The 16,953-nt window shown below is 67.8% G+C and carries 14 protein-coding genes; 5 read left to right on the forward strand and 9 right to left on the reverse strand.

The window, feature by feature from the left end:
• Positions 1-56: 56 nt before the first annotated feature.
• Positions 57-1,490 carry an NAD(P)H-quinone dehydrogenase gene (locus ACKY0X_RS16820; RefSeq protein ID WP_409426960.1) on the reverse strand — a complete coding sequence of 478 codons (1,434 nt, stop codon included), beginning with the start codon at positions 1,488-1,490 and terminating at the stop codon, positions 57-59.
• 42 nt (positions 1,491-1,532) lie between these two features.
• Between ACKY0X_RS16820 and ACKY0X_RS16825 the strand changes: the two genes are divergently transcribed.
• Positions 1,533-2,024, forward strand: coding sequence for a gamma-glutamylcyclotransferase (locus tag ACKY0X_RS16825; RefSeq protein WP_046286473.1), 492 nt, complete (start codon positions 1,533-1,535; stop codon positions 2,022-2,024).
• Positions 2,025-2,136: 112 nt separating this feature from the next.
• Here the strand turns inward: ACKY0X_RS16825 and ACKY0X_RS16830 are convergent, their stop codons facing one another.
• Both ACKY0X_RS16830 and ACKY0X_RS16835 read right to left on the reverse strand, forming a co-directional pair.
• Entirely contained in the window at positions 2,137-3,021 is an 885-nt protein-coding gene (locus ACKY0X_RS16830) for a DUF559 domain-containing protein (protein ID WP_409426961.1), read from the reverse strand.
• A 211-nt stretch (positions 3,022-3,232) separates the two neighbouring features.
• Positions 3,233-4,411: a M20 family metallopeptidase gene (locus tag ACKY0X_RS16835; RefSeq protein ID WP_409426962.1), complete on the reverse strand. Its 1,179-nt coding sequence runs from the start codon at positions 4,409-4,411 to the stop codon at positions 3,233-3,235.
• A 37-nt stretch (positions 4,412-4,448) separates the two neighbouring features.
• On the opposite strand from ACKY0X_RS16835, the gene ACKY0X_RS16840 reads away from it, so the two are divergent.
• Positions 4,449-5,261: a purine-nucleoside phosphorylase gene (locus ACKY0X_RS16840; protein ID WP_409426963.1), complete on the forward strand. Its 813-nt coding sequence runs from the start codon at positions 4,449-4,451 to the stop codon at positions 5,259-5,261.
• Here the strand turns inward: ACKY0X_RS16840 and ACKY0X_RS16845 are convergent.
• Positions 5,255-6,691 carry an ArnT family glycosyltransferase gene (locus ACKY0X_RS16845; RefSeq protein WP_409426964.1) on the reverse strand — a complete coding sequence of 479 codons (1,437 nt, stop codon included), beginning with the start codon at positions 6,689-6,691 and terminating at the stop codon, positions 5,255-5,257. The genes ACKY0X_RS16840 and ACKY0X_RS16845 overlap by 7 nt on opposite strands.
• 155 nt (positions 6,692-6,846) lie before the next feature.
• On the opposite strand from ACKY0X_RS16845, the gene ACKY0X_RS16850 reads away from it, so the two are divergent.
• Positions 6,847-8,457 carry a phospho-sugar mutase gene (locus tag ACKY0X_RS16850; RefSeq protein WP_409426965.1) on the forward strand — a complete coding sequence of 537 codons (1,611 nt, stop codon included), beginning with the start codon at positions 6,847-6,849 and terminating at the stop codon, positions 8,455-8,457.
• Between the two features lies 1 nt (position 8,458).
• On the opposite strand, the gene upp is transcribed toward ACKY0X_RS16850, so the two are convergent.
• The 4 genes from upp to ACKY0X_RS16870 form a co-directional block, all read right to left on the reverse strand.
• On the reverse strand, positions 8,459-9,082 hold the full coding sequence (upp, locus tag ACKY0X_RS16855) for a uracil phosphoribosyltransferase (RefSeq protein WP_409429672.1): 624 nt from the start codon (positions 9,080-9,082) through the stop codon (positions 8,459-8,461).
• 17 nt (positions 9,083-9,099) lie between these two features.
• On the reverse strand, positions 9,100-10,494 hold the full coding sequence (locus ACKY0X_RS16860; protein WP_409426966.1) for a PE-PPE domain-containing protein: 1,395 nt from the start codon (positions 10,492-10,494) through the stop codon (positions 9,100-9,102).
• Between the two features lie 4 nt (positions 10,495-10,498).
• The gene (locus ACKY0X_RS16865) at positions 10,499-11,917 is read right to left on the reverse strand and encodes a PE-PPE domain-containing protein (RefSeq protein WP_409426967.1); all 1,419 of its coding nucleotides are present in this window, start codon (positions 11,915-11,917) and stop codon (positions 10,499-10,501) included.
• A gap of 166 nt (positions 11,918-12,083) precedes the next feature.
• Positions 12,084-13,562: a PE-PPE domain-containing protein gene (locus ACKY0X_RS16870; protein ID WP_409426968.1), complete on the reverse strand. Its 1,479-nt coding sequence runs from the start codon at positions 13,560-13,562 to the stop codon at positions 12,084-12,086.
• Between the two features lie 180 nt (positions 13,563-13,742).
• Here ACKY0X_RS16870 and ACKY0X_RS16875 point away from each other — a divergent pair, with 180 nt between their 5' ends.
• Together ACKY0X_RS16875 and ACKY0X_RS16880 are read left to right on the forward strand one after the other, a co-directional pair.
• Complete coding sequence (locus ACKY0X_RS16875; protein WP_409426969.1) at positions 13,743-15,020, forward strand: primosomal protein; 1,278 nt, start codon at positions 13,743-13,745, stop codon at positions 15,018-15,020.
• Between the two features lie 203 nt (positions 15,021-15,223).
• Entirely contained in the window at positions 15,224-15,787 is a 564-nt protein-coding gene (locus tag ACKY0X_RS16880) for an LGFP repeat-containing protein (RefSeq protein WP_046286538.1), read from the forward strand.
• A gap of 66 nt (positions 15,788-15,853) precedes the next feature.
• Here the strand turns inward: ACKY0X_RS16880 and ACKY0X_RS16885 are convergent, their stop codons facing one another.
• The gene (locus ACKY0X_RS16885; protein ID WP_409426970.1) at positions 15,854-16,951 is read right to left on the reverse strand and encodes an adenosine deaminase; all 1,098 of its coding nucleotides are present in this window, start codon (positions 16,949-16,951) and stop codon (positions 15,854-15,856) included.
• Between the last annotated feature and the right edge of the window lie 2 nt (positions 16,952-16,953).

The raw sequence follows: 16,953 nt of genomic DNA on the forward strand, positions 1-16,953 counted from the left end.
GGCTACGTGGCCGCCCGCCCAAACACGCTGCGACGCTCGCTTGGAGTACTGCCCGCTCAGTCGAGGTCGTCGTGCGTCATCAGCCGGCGAGCCGCCTCGGTGAGCGATCCCGACAGCGACGGATAGACCGCCAGCGTCTGCGCCAGGTCGGCCACCGTGATCCGGTTCTGCACCGCCAGCGCGATCGGCAGGATCAGCTCGGAGGCGATCGGGGCCACCACCACCCCACCGATCACCGTTCCGGTGGCCGGCCGACAGAACAGCTTGAGGAACCCGTACCGCATCCGGCTCATCTTCGCCCGGGCGTTGGTCTGCAACGGCAGCATGACGGTGCGGGCGGGCACCGTGCCGTCGTCGATCTGGGACTGCGGCACCCCCACCGCGGCGATCTCGGGCCGGGTGAACACCGCGGCCGCCACCGTGCGCAGCCGGATCGGAGCCACCGCCTCCCCCAGCGCGTGATACATCGCGATCCGGCCCTGCATGGCCGCGACCGACGCCAACGGCAGCAGTCCGGTGCAGTCGCCGGCGGCGTAGATCCCCTGCACCGACGTCCGCGATACCCGGTCCACCTGCAGGTAATTGCCCGCCGCCAGGGTTATCCCAACTCGCTCCAAACCCAGGCCAGAGGTGTTGGGCACGGAGCCGACCGTCATCAGCGCATGGCTTCCCGCCACGGTGCGGCCGTCGGTCATGGTGACCAACACTCCGTTGGACGGTGGGCCCTCGCGGGTCACCGAGGCGGCCCGGGCGTTCTTGACCAGGGTCACGCCGCGTTCGGCGAACACGCTCTCCAGCACCCGAGCCGCGTCGGGGTCCTCGTGCGGCAGAACCCGGTCCCGGCTGGCCACCACCGTCACCTTGACACCGAGTTCGGTGTAGGCGTTGACGAACTCCGCGCCGGTGACCCCGGAACCCACCACCACCAGATGCTCGGGCAGCGTGTGCAGGTCATAGAGCTGGCGCCAGGTCAGAATCCGCTCGCCGTCCGGCTCCGCACCGGGCAGGGTCCGCGGACTGGCCCCGGTGGCGATCAACACCACGTCGGCGTCGAGCACCCGCTGCGCACCGGCGTGCTCGGTGACCAGAATCCGATGATGAGCCAGGCCGGATTCGGGATCGACCAGCTCGCCGCGGCCGGCGATGACCTCGACACCGGAGTTGAGCAGCTGCGTGCGGATGTCATCGGATTGCGCCGCGGCCAGGGACTTCACCCGCTCGTGGATCTGACTCAGCTCGATCTCGGCGTCGGTGAAATGGATGTCGAAACCCAGGTGCGGGGCACGTCGTAGCTCGGTGCGCACTCCCGACGAAGCGATGAAGGTCTTGGACGGTACGCAGTCCCACAACACGCAGGCCCCGCCGATGCCGTCGGAGTCGACCACCGTCACCGATACCGCTTCGGGCCCCTTGGCCGCCGCGACCAGCGCCGCCTCATAGCCGGCCGGGCCACCGCCGACAATCACGATGCGCGTCGAGGGAGAAGTCACAGCGACTAACCTATCCGCAGCGCGGCGTTTAAGATTTCTGCCGTGCCGCTCTACGCCGCCTACGGGTCGAACATGCATCCAGAACAGATGCTGCAACGAGCGCCGCATTCCCCGATGACCGGCACCGGCTGGTTGCACGGCTGGCGGCTGACGTTCGCCGGCGAGGACATCGGCTGGGAAGGCGCCCTGGCGACCGTGGTCGAGGACCCGGACTCGAGTGTTTTCGTCGTTCTCTACGACGTAACTCCCGAGGACGAGAAGAACATGGACAGCTGGGAAGGCTCGGAATTCGGCATCCACAAGAAGATCCGACTCCGGGTGGACCGGGTAGACGGGATCACCTCGGACCCGGCCGACAGCGAGCCGGCCCCAGTGTTGGCGTGGCTGTACGTCGTTGATGCCTGGGAGCGCGGGCTGCCGTCGGCGAGATACCTGGGCGTGGTGGCCGAGGCCGCCCAGATCGCCGGTGCCCCAGACGAGTACGTGCGCAATCTGCGGACCCGCCCGGCCCGCAACATCGGCCCCGGCAGCTAGCTTTTTTGGCGCCTCGCGCTGGGGGCACCTCCCGCTCGCGGGGGAGCGTGTTTGCACGGCGACACGCCGGCACGGCTGTACAACTGTGCACCCTCGTGCAGGGCGGCCCGGGTCAGGCGGCAGCGCGTCCCAGCTGAGTTTCGATACGGCGGACGGTCTCCCACGGCCGGCGCCGAACATCATCGGCGATGATCGAGACCACCACCCAGCCCACTTCCTGCAGTGCGGCGCGCCGCTGACGCTCGTAGACGAACGCGTCCGGCCCCTCATGCCAGACGACACCGTCGTATTCCACCGCGACCCGCTGCTCCGGCCAGGCGAAATCGACGCGCCAGGTCCGATGATCGCGGTCCACGATCTGATGCTGCAGGACCGGGGTCGGCAGGCCGCCGACGACCATCATCAGCCGCGACTCGCTCTCCATCGCGGATTCGGCCAGCGGGTCAGCGAGCGGTAGCAGGTCGCGCACGGCCACGATGCCGCGTCGGCCCGCCTGGCGGATCGCGGCGCGTTGCAGCGTGCGGCGGGTACAGGTCCCACTGCGCAGCGCGGCATCTAGTGTCGCCAACGCCCGTGGGCGACGAAGGGTGCGGGCCACCTCGATCGCCGTCCACTCCGGCGTGGTCGCCGGTCGGCCCGCGACTTCGCTCAGCGGTGCGCCCTCGCGCCGGTGCACCACCAGTCCGTCGGTTGACCTGAGTTGCTGATCCCGCGGGTTGAGTACATGTAAATCGACAGGCTCCTCGGTGTCGAAGCCGTATGCCGCGGCCGCCGTCCCCAGACAGACCGCGACGGGGGTGCCAGTGGCCAGATCCAGCCCACGCAGCCGCAGCTCGGTCGTGATACGTCCGTAGCCATAGATTCCGTACCAAATCTTTTGCAGTGAGCCGTGTTTCAGCTCTGATTCAAGTCCCCGTCGGGTCAGATAGGTCAGCGCCTGAGCGGACGTAACCACGCCGCCTTGGCGATCGAGTAGCCGGTGCAGTCGTTGATCCATGCGCCCGATCGTCGACGCCGAGAACGAAAGCCGATTCCCTCATCCGGCCCGACCGGCCCCAACTGTGGACAACGGCCGGACTGTGAATGCCCCGGAGCCGCGAGGGTGCATCGTTGTACGGAATCTGCGGCGTGTCGGCGTACAAACACGCTCCCCCGCGAGCGGGAGGTGCCCCCAGCTCGCGCCAAATGGGGCCTCGCGCCAGAGGGGGCTAGAGCAGATCGGTCTGGTCGACCACGCCGGCCATCACCCGCACCCCGACTGCCAGCGCGCGCTCGTCGAGATCGAACGTCGGCTGGTGCAGATCCAGTTGCGGCCCGCTACCCGGCCACACCCCGAGCCGGCCCATGGCACCGGGCACCTGTTCCAGATACCAGGAGAAGTCCTCCCCGCCACCGGACTGTTGGGTCTCGGCCAGCACCTCGGGCCCGATGGCCTCGATCGCGTGGGTCAGCATCCGCGTCGACACCGCTTCGTTGACCACCGGCGGCACTCCGCGGTGGTAGTTCAGCGTGTGCTCGATATTCAGCGGCTCCAGCAGGGACGTCACCGCCTCCTCGACGATGCTCTCCATCGCCACCCAGGTGTCCCGGCTGGCCGTGCGCACCGTACCGGCCAGGCGCCCCGACTGCGGTATAGCGTTGGCGGCGGCACCGGAATTCACTGCACCCCAGACCAACACCGTGCTGTTTCGGGGATCGATGCGCCGAGACAGCACCCCGGGCAGCCCGGTGATGAGCGTGCCCAACCCATAGACCAGGTCAGCGGTCAGGTGCGGCCGCGAGGTGTGTCCGCCGGGACCGCTGAGGGTGATCTCGATGGTGTCGGCCGCCGAGGTGATCGGCCCCGGAATGGTGGCCACCCGACCGACCTCGAGCCGCGGATCGCAGTGCAGCGCGAAGATCCGGCTGACCCCGCTCAACACGCCCGCGGCGATCGCGTCGATCGCGCCACCCGGCATCAGTTCTTCGGCCGCCTGGAACACCAGCCGCACCCCGACCGGCAACTCCGGCGCGGATGCCAGGGCCAGCGCCGCACCCAACAGGATCGCGGTGTGCGCGTCGTGACCGCAGGCGTGCGTCACCCCCGGTACCAGCGAGGCGTACGACGCCCCGGTCTGTTCGGTCATCGGCAAGGCGTCGATGTCGGCCCGCAATGCGACACGAGGCCCATCCTCGGGGCCGAAGTCGCAGGTCAGTCCGGTTCCGCTGGGCAATACCTTGGGGTTGAGTCCGGCACTGGCGAGACGCTCGGCGATGAATTGGGTGGTCGCGAACTCCTGCCGGCTGAGCTCCGGATGCCGGTGCAGATGCCGTCGCCACGCCACCAATTCCTCGGCATGGGCCGCCAGCCACGCCTCGACAGCGTGCGACACGGGAGTTGGAGACATTCAGGCAGTATCCCATCGTGGCGCGCTACTAAGCTCAATGCCTGTGACGGTACCGCTGGCAACTCAGGCGGCCGCGGTTGTAGCGCGGCGCACCGGCGTGCAGACGCATGACGTGGCGGTCGTGCTCGGTTCCGGGTGGGCGCCCGCGGTGGCAGCCCTCGGCACCGCGACTGCGACCCTGCCGATGGCCGACCTGCCCGGGTTCAGCACGCCGACCGCAGCGGGCCACACCGGTGAGCTGGTATCTATGCAGATCGGCCCGCACCGGGTGCTGGTGCTGGTCGGCCGGATCCACGCCTATGAGGGCCATCAGCTGGCCGACGTCGTCCGCCCGGTACGCACGGCCGTAGCAGCCGGAGCCAACACCGTGGTGCTGACCAACGCGGCGGGCGGCTTGCGGGCCAGCTACCACGTCGGCCAACCGGTGCTGATCAGCGACCATCTGAACATGACCGGACGCTCCCCCCTTGAGGGCGCGCACTTCGTCGACATGGTCGATGCCTACACCCCGTCGCTGCGCGCGCTGGCTCACCAAGTCGACCCCACCCTCGCCGAAGGGGTCTATGCCGGGATGGCCGGCCCGCAGTACGAGACCCCCGCCGAAATCCGGATGCTGCGGACCCTGGGCGCCGACCTGGTGGGCATGTCGACCGTGCACGAGGCGATCGCCGCCCGGGCGGCCGGTGCCCAAGTCCTGGGCCTGTCGCTAGTGACCAACCTGGCGGCCGGGATCACCGGTGAGCCGCTCAGTCATGCCGAGGTGCTGGCCGCGGGTCGGGAGTCGGCGGCCCGGATGGGCGCGCTGCTGGCCGACGTGATCGCCCGGCTGCCGGCACCCTCAGGTCAGTAGCTCACTCCGGAGCTGTGCCGCATCCGCGGCCACATCGCTGCCCAGCTGCCTACCGGCTGCTCGCACAGGTAGATCTTCGCGGAGCTCTCCCCGTTGCGCACCCCGGTGGGAAACCGGATGGACGACAGGTAGGTGACGTGCCGCCAATACTGGGTCAGCTTCACGACCGGGAATCGCCCGACGCACAGCACCGTGTCGGCGCTGCCGGCCGGCGGGCCCCACTGCGCGTAGTTGCTGTCGCCGCTTACCACCGGTCGGTTGATGCCGGCCGCCGGCCCGAGGACGCGCAGCGCCGAGGCTTCGCCGTAATTGCTGGTGAAGATCGGCACGTCGTCGGGCAGCGAAGCCGCAGCGGACGCGACCTCGTCGATGAACCGCGGCCAGCCGTAGGTCTCCATCGGAATGGGGTTGACCTTCCGCAATGTGGTGGCGTTCGCCGGTGGCAGCACTGGCAGGCAGAACACGACCGCGCCGGCAAACAGCGCGACCAGGGCAATCGCCCACCCTCGCGGTGGCCGGTCGGGATTCTCGGCTTCGATATAGACGGCGCCGGCGGCAAACAGCGCCGCCAGCACCGGCCCGGCGTAATAGCACCGGCCGCCGGTGATGACGCACAACACCAGTGCGACCACCGGCACCACCAAGACCCAGCGGTGGTCCCGGCCCTCCGGCGACGCCAGCCAGCGGGCCCCGATCACCCATAGCAGCACCAGCAGCGGGCCCGCGTACAACAACAGCAGCAGCGGTAGCTGGATCAGCGATCCCGCCGGGCCGCCCATCCGCACCGACATGGCATGGGCGAACGTCAGACTGGGCCAGCCGTGCGCGGCCTGCCAGATCAGGTTGGGGACCGCCAACGCCACCGCCACGGCGGCGGCCAGCCACGATCCGGTCGTGCGCAGCGCGTCACGCCGGAACATCGCCAGACCGACCCCGGTACCGATGAGCAGCAACGCGACGGTCTGCTTGGCTTCCAGCCCGATGCCGGCCACCACGCCGGCCGGCAACCAGGCCAGCACCGTTCCGATCCGCAACGCCCGCGTCACCAGCAGCAGCACCGCAATCCAGATCAGCTGGTCGACCACGGTGGTCCCGAAGAACATCGCGGCACCCATGAACAGCGGGCTGGCCGCGACGGCGGCCGCCGTGATGACCTGGGCCACCCGCCGCCCACCGAATTCGGCGGCCAACAGGGCCGCCAACACGATGGCGCCCAGATGTATCGCGATCGCCAACAACCGCAGCCCCAGCAAGCCACCCACGGCCGCCACCCGGGCCAGCAGGGGTACCAGAGGCGGGTGGTCGAAGTATCCCCAGGCCGGGTGCTGGCCACAGATCACGTAGTAGAACTCGTCGGGGTGCCAGCCGTAGTTCAGGGCGAAGGCCCCGTGGACGACCGCGGCCACGGCAACCACGACGGCTACCGGCATGAGCGTTCGTCGATTCACCGACGGGGCAGTTGAACGACTTACCAGCGAGGATGTCGAACCAGCCACCGGCACTCCATTGTCACGTTGGGCACAAATCCCGCGCATCGTAGCAAGTAATTGACACATGTCGAGTTATCGCTTGTCACAATCAACGGGTGACCCCCGAGGACTGGATCGCCCACGACCCCGACCCGGTGACCGCGGCGGAGCTGCGCGCATGCAGTCCGGGCGAGTTAGCCACCCGGTTCGCGACACCGCTGCGGTTCGGCACGGCCGGGTTGCGTGGGCCGGTGCGGGGCGGGCCGGACGCGATGAATCTGGCCGTGGTGCTGCGCGCCAGCTGGGCGGTAGCGCAGGTGCTCAGCGCACAGCGACGCACAGGTTCCACGGTGGTGGTCGGCGGCGACGCACGTCACGGCTCGGCGCAGTTCACGATCGCGACGGCTGAAGTGCTTGCCGCCGCAGGATTTTCGGTAGTGCTTCTTCCCCAACCATGCCCGACGCCGGTGGTGGCGTTCGCGGTGCGCGCAACCGGTGCGGCGGGCGGCATCCAGATCACCGCCTCACACAATCCGGCAGGAGACAACGGCTATAAGGTGTACTTCGAGGGCGGCGTGCAGATCGTCTCGCCGACGGACACCGAGATCGAGGCAGCGATGGCCGACGCTCCCCCGGCCGACGCCATCGCCCGCCGCCCTGTTGCACCGGCCGGAGATGAACTCATTGCGCGCTACATCGGGCGGGCCGCCGCAGTACGGCGCCACGGCGGCCGGGTTCGAGTAGCGCTGACACCGCTGCACGGCGTGGGCGGCAAGATTGCGGTCGAGGTGCTGCGCGCCGCGGGGTTTGCCGACGTCCACCCGGTGACGTCCCAGTTCGACCCCGATCCGGACTTTCCCACCGTGGCGTTTCCCAACCCGGAGGAACCCGGGGCCACCGATGCGCTGTTGTCGCTGGCCGCCGACGTCGGCGCCGACGTCGCGATCGCCCTGGATCCCGACGCCGACCGGTGCGCGGTCGGCATCAACGGGCCTGACGACTGGCGGATGCTGACCGGAAACGAAACCGGTTGGCTGTTAGGTGATTACCTGCTGTCACGGCTACCCGCGGGTCGGGCGGCCGGCGTGGTGGTGGCCAGCAGCGTGGTGTCGTCACGCATGCTGGTGCGCATCGCAGCGCGCTACGGTGCCCGCCATGTGGAGACCCTGACCGGGTTCAAGTGGCTGGCGCGCGCCGATAACGACCTGCCCGGCGCCACGTTGGCCTACGCCTACGAGGAGGCGATCGGCTACTGCGTCGACCCGGAGGCGGTGCGCGACAAGGACGGCATCAGCGCCGCGGTGTTGGTCTGCGATCTGGTGGCGGCCCTGGCCGGCCGCGGCAGCTCGGTTCCCGACGCCCTCGACGAGCTGGCCCGCCGGCACGGCGTGCACGTCACCGACGCGGTGACGCGCCGGGTCGCCAACCCCGCCGAGGCAGCTGCCGTGATGGCCCGGCTACGCGCCGATCCCCCGGGGACGCTGGCCGGATTCGCCGTCACCGCAACCGATCTGCTGCACCGCAGCGGACCGGTTACCGATGCGCTGGAGTTCACCGGCGAGTTCGACGGCAGCTCGGTACGGGTGGTGGTGCGCCCCTCGGGAACCGAACCGAAACTCAAGTGCTATCTCGAAGTCGCGCGCCCGCCCTCGGATGAGCTGGCCGACAACCGTGCGGAAGCCGCGCGGGTATGCGCAATGCTGGCCGACGCCGTCCGCGACTGGTAGCTCAGCGCGGCCCGAACTGACGATCGCCGGCATCGCCCAGACCCGGAACGATGTAGGCATCCTCATTCAGTCCGTCGTCAACGGCGGCGGTGAACAGCCGCACTCCCGGTGCCGCTTGCTCCAGTGCCGCAACGCCTTCCGGTGCCGCCACCACACACAGCACCGTGATGTCGGTGGCGCCGCGATCGACCAACAGTCCCAGGATGTGCACCAGCGAGCCGCCGGTGGCCAGCATCGGGTCGAGGACCATGACGGGGGTGGCGCTCAGGTCCGCCGGAAGCGACGCCAAATACGGCACCGGTTGATGGGTTGCCTCGTTGCGCGCCACCCCGACGAAACCGACATCGGCTTCGGGGATCAGGGCGTGCGCCGCTTCCACCATGCCCAGTCCGGCGCGCAGCACCGGCACCAGCAGCGGTGGCCGCGCCAGCCGCGCGCCGCCGGTGTCGGTCAGCGGGGTGCGCACCACGACGTCCGTGCGGGGCGCGTCACGGGTGGCCTCGTAGACCAGCATCCAGGTCAGCTCGCGCAGCGCCGACCGGAACGCCGCGTTGTCGCTGCACTCGTCGCGCAGCGCGGTCAGCCGCGCCGCGGCCAGCGGGTGGTCGACGACGCACACATTCACGCCGCCGACCCTACGGGTCATGCGCCGAGGAAGTTGAGCATCTCGAAGACCACCGCGCCCATCTCCAGCATCGGCGCAAGCGAGATCAACGGTTCGCCGTTGAACACGGCGTCGGGGCCCAGCCATTCGGCGACGTTCAACGACACCGCCAGCTCGTTCCAGGCGTCGAGCAGGTGGGCGTCCACGGCGTTGGTGAGGTGATAGCCGGTCAGCAGCGCATCGACGAACGAATCCGAAAGCGGCGACTGGCCGGCGAAACCCAACAGGTCGTTGACCGGGTCGACGAAGCTGTGCACGACGGCGTACTGCAGACCGGCCAGCATCTGCAATGGGTCCATCCGCAGTCCGAAACCGGCTACATCGGAGCCGTCGGCCAACTGGCCGCCGGCGGTCACAGCCCAGGGCCCTACGGCATCGGTGCCGTTGATGCCGACGAATGGGTCACCCGGATTGCCGTAGCCCCAGTCGATTACCAGTTTGAGCATCGGTGTCAACGCATCCCCGATGACCTTGCCGACGTCGCCGAGTTGGTAGATCGGCCACAGGATCGGCAACTGCTGGGGAATCAGATAGAAGTCGGTGTCCCCGATCCTGCCGAGGTCGATGGTGTCGGCCAGGTTGTCGAAGTCGATGTAGGAGAAATGCACGGTCGCCGTGCCGATCAGCGCGTTGACCATGGCCAGCAGGTTGGCCGGGTCCTGCGGGAAGTTGGCTAGGCCGTCGTATTCGCCGGTGTAGATGGTGGTGTCGAAGCCGCTGGTCGGCGTCGGCCCGATGCTCAACGGGATGCCCAAGAACGGCAGGGTGATCGGCTGATCGCTCAACACCGGATAGGCGGGGAAGCGGGTCAACACGCCGCCGAGCGGGTTGCTGGGATTGCCGATCAGCACGAAGTTCAGGTTGTCCGGGTCATAAACGCCCCCGCCGCCGCCCGGTGCGTTGGCGAGCAGGTCAATCATCAACTGGGTGGAGACAGTGGCGCTCTGCGAGTAGCCGAACACCGTGACGTTGTCGCCATTCTCCAGTTGCGGTACCACCGCGGCCTGCAGGATCTCGGTGCCGCGGGCTATCGATTGGGCGAAGGTCAGATAGGGGTTCGGTGGGGGCAAGCACACCAGCGGGCAGAACTGGTTAGGGGTGACCAGACCGGCGAAATCGTAGGAGGGAAAAGTCGGCTGCCCCGGAAACCACGGCGAGGCCGGCTGCAGGAACAGGTCCAACACCGCGTCCATGTAGCCGCCGACCGTGGGGTCGGGAATGCTGGTCGGCCCCATGATCCAGCCCTCGTTGCCCAACAGCGCAACGCCTGGCCGATCTGCCGCGCCGGGTCCCGGTGTCCCTGGCCCGCAGGTCACCGAGAGCACCGACGCCGCTACGAGCAGTGCTGCCCCCAGCGATCGCCGGTGCTGCATCGATCTAGGCGTCGAGCAGGTTGATCAAGCTGAAGCCCACCCCGACCAGGTCCAGCAGCGGCTGGGCCGAGATCAGCGGCGCGCCGTTGAAGATGGCGTCCGGGCCCAGCACGTCGAGCAGGTTCCATTCGGTGGCCAGGTTCTGCCATCCGGTGAGCAGCGCCTGGTCCAGGCCGAGCGTCAGGTTGTAGCCCGACAACAGCGTGTCGACGAACGAGTCCGACAGCGGGCCCTGCCCGACGAAGTCCAGCAGGTTGTTGATGGTGTTGGTCAGGCTCTGCACGCCGGCGTACTGCAGGCCAGCCAGCATCTGCAGCGGGTCCATCCGCAGCAGGAACCCGGCGACACCGGTGTCCTCCGACAGCTGGCCCGTCGCGGTGACCGCCCAGGAGCCGGCCGCGCCGATCGGGTCGACACCGTTCACGGTGATTCCGGCGTCGGGGGCGCCCGGGTTGCCGTAGGACCAGTCGATGAACGTCTTCAGGATGGGCGCCACCGCGTCAGCGGCGAACTTGCCGATGTCACCGAGGCCATAGAGGGGTCCGAGGATGGGCAGCTGCTCGGTGGGCAGCATGTAGAAGTCGTTCGACCCGATCGAACCGAGGTCGATGGCGTTGGCAAGGTTGTCGTTGAAGTAGGCGCCGTGCACCGCCTGGATTCCCATCAGCGCGTTGAGCACAGCCAGCACGTTGGTGGGGTCGAGCGGGAAGTTGGACCAGCCGTCGTATTCGGTGCTGTAGATGCTGGCCGAGAAGTCGGTCGGACCCGCTCCGATGCCCACCGGGATGCCAAGGAACGGGATGTGCTGCATGCCCCCGTCCAGGCCGTCGGCGAAGTGCAGCCGGCTCAGGATGCCGCCGATCGGGCTGTTCGGATCCCCGATCAGCACGAAGTGCAGGTTCAACGGGTCGTAGGCGCCACCCGGCACGTCGGCGAGCAACTTCTGCATTGCCAGGGTGGAGACCACCGCACTCTGCGAGTAACCGAACACCGTGACCTCGTCGCCGGCCTCCAGTTGTGGGCGGATCGCTGCGTCCAGGCTGGCCGCGCCCTGCGCGAGCGAGTCCGCGAAGTTCAACTGCGGGACCGGCAGCGGCTGGCAGACGATCGGGCAGAACTGCTCCGGGGTGGCCAGGCCCTCGAAGTTGTAGCCGGCGAACGTCGACTGCCCGGCGAACCACGTCGTGGCGGGCTGCAGGTAGTAGGCCCGCACCGCATCCATGTAGCCGGGGAGGGTGGTCGGGTCGGACCAGCCGGTGCCGGTCATGATCCAGCCCTCACCCGCCAGCAACGTGACGTCGCGGATCACCTTCTCGATCCGGGACGCCAACGCCGGGCTCAGCAGCGACGACACGCCCAGGAGAACGGCGCACAGCGCGGCCAACAGCTTCGCCCCCAGGGGATGCACTCGCTTAACCGTCATCGCAGACCTCCCGGGTCGGTTCGAATATGTCATCGGCGATCAATTACCCCCACCTGGCAAGATCACATTAATCTATTAGGTGGTTTTCAGCGTTGACCTTCATAGAGAAAACGCGTGTTGTCAAATCGACGGCATTCGACCTGGCTTTTGCTCCAGGCGGGCCGGTCTAAGCGCCGAAGAAGTTAAAAAGACTGAAGCCCAGACCGACCAGATCCAGCAGCCCGTCGCCGGGCACCGCGGCCCCGCTCAGCAGGGCGTCGGGGCCCAGCACATCGCCCAGGTTCAGTGCGGTGGCCAACTCGCTCCAGCCGTTGATCAGGAACTGGTCGATGGAGTTGATCAGGTCGTAGCCGGTGATGGTCTGCAGGAAGTCGGTGATGCCGGTGATGGTGCTGATGTCAGTGGCACTGAGGACCCCGCCACTGGCCGCGGCCGCGACGTCGGCCCACGGGCCGACAAGGCTCTGGATCAGCGCGTTCTGGACCCCGGCCAGCATCTGTAGCGGGTCCATCCGCTCGAACAGGCCCATCACGCTGGATCCGTCGTAGAGCTCGCCGGTCGGCGTCATCGCCCAAGGCCCGCCCGCCACCCCGAACGCCTGCTGGTAGGCGCTGCCGCTGATGAAGTCGCCGGCCGCGATCGGGTATAGCCCGTTGACGGCCGGGTCACCGGCATTGCCGTAGCCCCAGTTGATGATCAGCCTGGCCCACGGCGAGAAGAAGTCGCCGAAGAACTGCCCCGCAGTCCCCCCGTTGAACATGAACTGCAGGATCGGCAGGTTCTGCGGAATCATGTAGAAGTTCGCGTCGCCGATCGTGCCGACGTTGATGGCACTGGCCAGCTGCTCTGCCGTGTAGTCGGGGTAGTACGGGTGCACGGTGAGGATGCCGATAAGGGCGTTGATGACGGCCAGGATGTTGGTCGGGTCCTGCGGGAAGTTGGCCCAGCCGTCGTACTCACCGGTGTAGATGTCCGACGCGATGTGCTCGGTCGGGGTGGCGTCCAGACTCAGCGGAATGTTGACGAACGGCAGGTGCTGGTCGTCGGGGAATTGGAAGCGATCGAGGATCCCGCCGATCGGATTGTTCGGGTCGCCGATCAGAACGACGTGCATGTTGCCCAGCTGATCCAGCGTCGGGTAGCCGGCGGTCCCGGCGTTGGCGATCAGATTGTTCATCTCGATGGTCGCGATGGCGGCGCTCTGCGAGTAACCGAACACCGTCACGTTGTCGCCGGCCAGCAGCTGCGGCAGGATCGATTGGTTCAGCAAGCCGACCCCGGTGTTCAGGGACTGCCCGAAGTTGAGCGCCGGTTGGCCCGGGATGCACACGAACGGGCAGAACTGCTCTGGCGTGGCCAAGCCCTGGAAGTCGTAACCGGGGAACGTCGGCTGGCCCGCGAAGAGCGGCGACGACGGCTGCAGGTATCCCGCGAGGATCTGCCCCAGGTAGGGCCCGACGCTGGGATCGGGCACGCCGGTGCCGCTCATGATCCAGCCCGTGTCGGCCAGCAACCGCAGCCGGATCGCCAGCTGGTCCACGCTGTAGGCCACCGCCGCAGACAACGCCGATGTCAGGGCCAATACCGCGGCGCACAGCACCGCCAGCAACATCGCGCCCGCCGGGCGCAACCGACCAGTCGTCATGGCGACCTCCCCCGGCCCCGGTTCTCGGACAGCAGCGACGCTAGCCACCCGGCGGCCGCCGCCGACCCGATCACCGCAAAATTCAGGATTCTTTAATTCAGGATGCGAAGCGTCCCGCCGCCAATCAGGGTGCTAATCCCGCCTTCGGGCCGCGCGGGCTGCATCGTTACTCTGTGCGCCATGGCAGCTGACCTTGTACCGATCCGCCTCACGGTGACCGATGGTGACCGCTATACCCTGTGGGCGCCGAGCTGGCGTGACTCCGGTGACGAATGGCAGGCGTTCCTGGGCAGGGATGAAGACCTCTACGGTTTCGCCACCGCGGCCGACCTGGTCGCGTTCGTACGGGTCAACGCCAACAACGATCTGGCGGACCACCCGGCCTGGACGCAGCTTGTCCAGGCCAACGCCCACAAGCTGAACCCGAGCCGCAACCGACAGTACGACCTGATCGCGGTCGAGGAATTGCTGGCCGAAAAGCCGACCAAGCAGTCCGTCCAGTCACTGGCCAATGCCCTGGAGATCGTCTCGGCGATCGGCTCGGTGTGCGACCTGACAGCGGTGACGAAGTTCTTCAACGGCAACCCCAACCTGGGCTGGCTGGCCGGCGGCGTCGACAACTTCACCGGCCGGGCCGGCCGCAAGCGCTGGGAACTGATCGCCGAGATCATCGGCCGCAACTGGGGCGGAGTGCTGACCGCGATCGAAGAGATCATCACCACGCCCGACGTCGACGCCGCCGCGGCATCGCAGGCGGCCGATGAGCTGGCCGCAGAAGCCCCGGCCGAGCCGGAGCCGGCCGACGAAGACGTCGAGGACACCGAGGCTGCCGACGAAGAGAATGGTGACGACGAGCCGGCCGCGGCGACGACCGAGCGGGCCTCGGGCGACCGAGTGGTGCTTGGCGGTGACGCCAACTTCTGGACCAAGGTGGGCATCGACCCGATTCGGATCATCACCGACAACGGGACGTTCTTCACGCTGCGCTGTTACCTCGGCGACCAGCCGGTGTTCCTGGGCCGCAACGGCCGGATCAGCGTGTTCGGTTCCGAGCGCGCCCTGGCCCGCTACCTGGCCGATGAGCACGACCACGACCTGTCGGATCTGAGCACCTACGACGACATCCGGACCGCGGCCACCGACGGTTCGCTGTCGATCGACATCACCGATGACAACGTCTACGTGCTCTCCGGAATGACCGACGACCTCACCGACGGGCCGGACGCGGTGGACCGTGAGCAGCTCGATCTGGCCGTCGAGTTCCTGCAGGACGTGGGCACCTACGCCGAGGACGGCGTCGTCGCCGACACCCTCGCGCCGGACCGTCCGCTGGGCCGGATGGTCAGCTACGTCCTCGACCGTGAATCGGTCAGCGAGCCGCAGCGCCCGTACGCGCCCGCCGTCAAGGAATGGGAGCAGCTCGAACAGTTCGTGCAGTCGCGGCTGCGGCGCGAATAAGGCTGCGCCGCCCGGTCGCGTCAGCACGGGCGCAAGGCGTACGCAGGAAGACATGTCACTACTGCGGAATTCACTTCGAATTACGGCAATCAATTACTCCAATTCATTGCCGAGTGGTCATATTCACGACTAACATCTGGCCCGATAACACTCGGGCCGAGCCGTGCGGTTTGCGGGGGCCTTCCAATTCGAAAGGACTACACATGCGCAAGGCGACACAGCGGGCCGCAGCAGTATCCGCAGCAGTTTTGGGAGTCGCGCTGATCGGCACGGGTTGCAACGGCACCGCCAAGGAGAAGACCAGCGAGGCCCTGAGTTCGGCCAGCTCGGTTGCATCTTCGGCCAGCTCGGTGATTTCGTCGGCGGTCAACTCTCCGTCGGAGGAGAGCGCCGCCAGCTCCACCGTGATCACCGGCGCCGATGGCAAGGAATACACCGTCGCCGGGCCGATTCTGGCCAAGCTCGACTCCCTGGACGCGACCGCCAAGCAGGACCTGGGCGAGCCCACCGGTGCCGAGCAGAAGAACCCCGACGGCGGCATCTACCAGCAGTTCGACGGCGGCGTGATCGTTCACACCACCCGTTCGTACGTGGTGTGGGGCAAGATCCGCGACAAGTGGAACGAGCTGGGCGGTTCGCAGGGCAAGCTCGGCTACCCGACCAGCGACGAGACCACCAACGCTGACGGGTCCAAGCAGACCACTTTCGAGCACGGCATCGTCACGTGGAAAGAGGGCGACGCCGAAGCCACCGTCACCGAGCACTGATCCCTGGATCGAAGGCCGGGCAATCGCCACCGCGATTGTCCGGCCTTCGCCAGTTTCGGCGGTGAATCAGTCGATCAATGCCGCATATTGCGGTTTGATCACTTCTTCGATGATCTGCACCCGCTGATCGAACGGGATGAACGCCGACTTCATCGCGTTCACCGTGAACCGCTGCAGATCGGCCCAGCCGTACCCGAAAGTCTCGGCCAGCACCAGCATCTCCTTGCTCATGGTGGTGTCGCTCATCAGCCGGTTGTCGGTATTGACCGTCACCCGCAGCCGAGCGCGGGCCAGCAGATCGAACGGGTGCTCGGCGATGCTGTCGACCGCCCCGGTCTGCACATTGGAGCTCGGGCACAGCTCCAGCGGGACCCGCTTGTCGCGCAGGATCGCCGCCAGCCGGCCCAGCCGCACCGTCCCTGATGGGTCTTCCGGGTCGACGGTGATGTCGTCGGTGATGCGCACCCCGTGCCCCAGCCGGTCGGCCCCGCAGAACGCGATCGCCTCGTGAATGGAGGGCAGCCCGAATGCCTCGCCGGCGTGAATGGTGAAGCGCGCGTTGTGGTCACGCATGTACTCGAACGCATCCAGATGCCGGCTCGGCGGATAGCCGGCTTCGGCGCCGGCGATATCGAAACCGACCACCCCCTTGTCGCGGAACCGGATGGCCAGCTCGGCGATCTCGCGGGACAGCGCCGCGTGGCGCATGGCGGTGACCAGGCAGCGCACCGTGATCTCCCGGCCGGCTGCCGCGGCATCACGCTCGCCGTCGGCGAAACCGGCCAGCACCGCATCGGTCACCTCGTCGAACGACAACCCGCCCTCGATGTGCAGTTCGGGCGCGAATCGCACCTCGGCGTAGACGACGGCGTCGGCGGCCAGGTCCTCGACGCATTCGCGAGCGACCCGATACAGCGCGTCGGGGGTCTGCATCACGGCCACGGTGTGACTGAACGGTTCGAGATAACGCTCCAGCGAGCCGCTGTGGGAGCGCGTTCGAAACCAGGTCGCCAGTTCCTCGGGATCGGTCTCCGGCAGGTCGTCGTAGCCGACCTGGCCGGCGATGTCGACGACGGTGGCCGGGCGCAGGCCGCCGTCCAGGTGATCGTGCAGCAGCGCCTTGGGGACCCGCCCCACGGTCTCCAGACTCACTGGTGTGCTCATGG

The organism is Mycobacterium sp. SMC-11, assembly GCF_046250095.1.
GTDB lineage: Bacteria > Actinomycetota > Actinomycetes > Mycobacteriales > Mycobacteriaceae > Mycobacterium > Mycobacterium heraklionense_A.

What these genes read in the sequence shown, in the direction of transcription:
- ACKY0X_RS16860 (WP_409426966.1), bottom strand. Translation starts at nt 10,494, where the DNA reads ATGCAGCACCGGCGATCGCTGGGGGCAGCACTGCTCGTAGCGGCGTCG.
- ACKY0X_RS16865 (WP_409426967.1), bottom strand. Translation starts at nt 11,917, where the DNA reads ATGACGGTTAAGCGAGTGCATCCCCTGGGGGCGAAGCTGTTGGCCGCG.
- ACKY0X_RS16835 (WP_409426962.1), bottom strand. Translation starts at nt 4,411, where the DNA reads ATGTCTCCAACTCCCGTGTCGCACGCTGTCGAGGCGTGGCTGGCGGCC.
- ACKY0X_RS16845 (WP_409426964.1), bottom strand. Translation starts at nt 6,691, where the DNA reads ATGCCGGTAGCCGTCGTGGTTGCCGTGGCCGCGGTCGTCCACGGGGCC.
- ACKY0X_RS16870 (WP_409426968.1), bottom strand. Translation starts at nt 13,562, where the DNA reads ATGACGACTGGTCGGTTGCGCCCGGCGGGCGCGATGTTGCTGGCGGTG.
- ACKY0X_RS16875 (WP_409426969.1), top strand. Translation starts at nt 13,743, where the DNA reads ATGGCAGCTGACCTTGTACCGATCCGCCTCACGGTGACCGATGGTGAC.
- ACKY0X_RS16885 (WP_409426970.1), bottom strand. Translation starts at nt 16,951, where the DNA reads ATGAGCACACCAGTGAGTCTGGAGACCGTGGGGCGGGTCCCCAAGGCG.
- ACKY0X_RS16830 (WP_409426961.1), bottom strand. Translation starts at nt 3,021, where the DNA reads ATGGATCAACGACTGCACCGGCTACTCGATCGCCAAGGCGGCGTGGTT.
- ACKY0X_RS16880 (WP_046286538.1), top strand. Translation starts at nt 15,224, where the DNA reads ATGCGCAAGGCGACACAGCGGGCCGCAGCAGTATCCGCAGCAGTTTTG.
- ACKY0X_RS16840 (WP_409426963.1), top strand. Translation starts at nt 4,449, where the DNA reads ATGCCTGTGACGGTACCGCTGGCAACTCAGGCGGCCGCGGTTGTAGCG.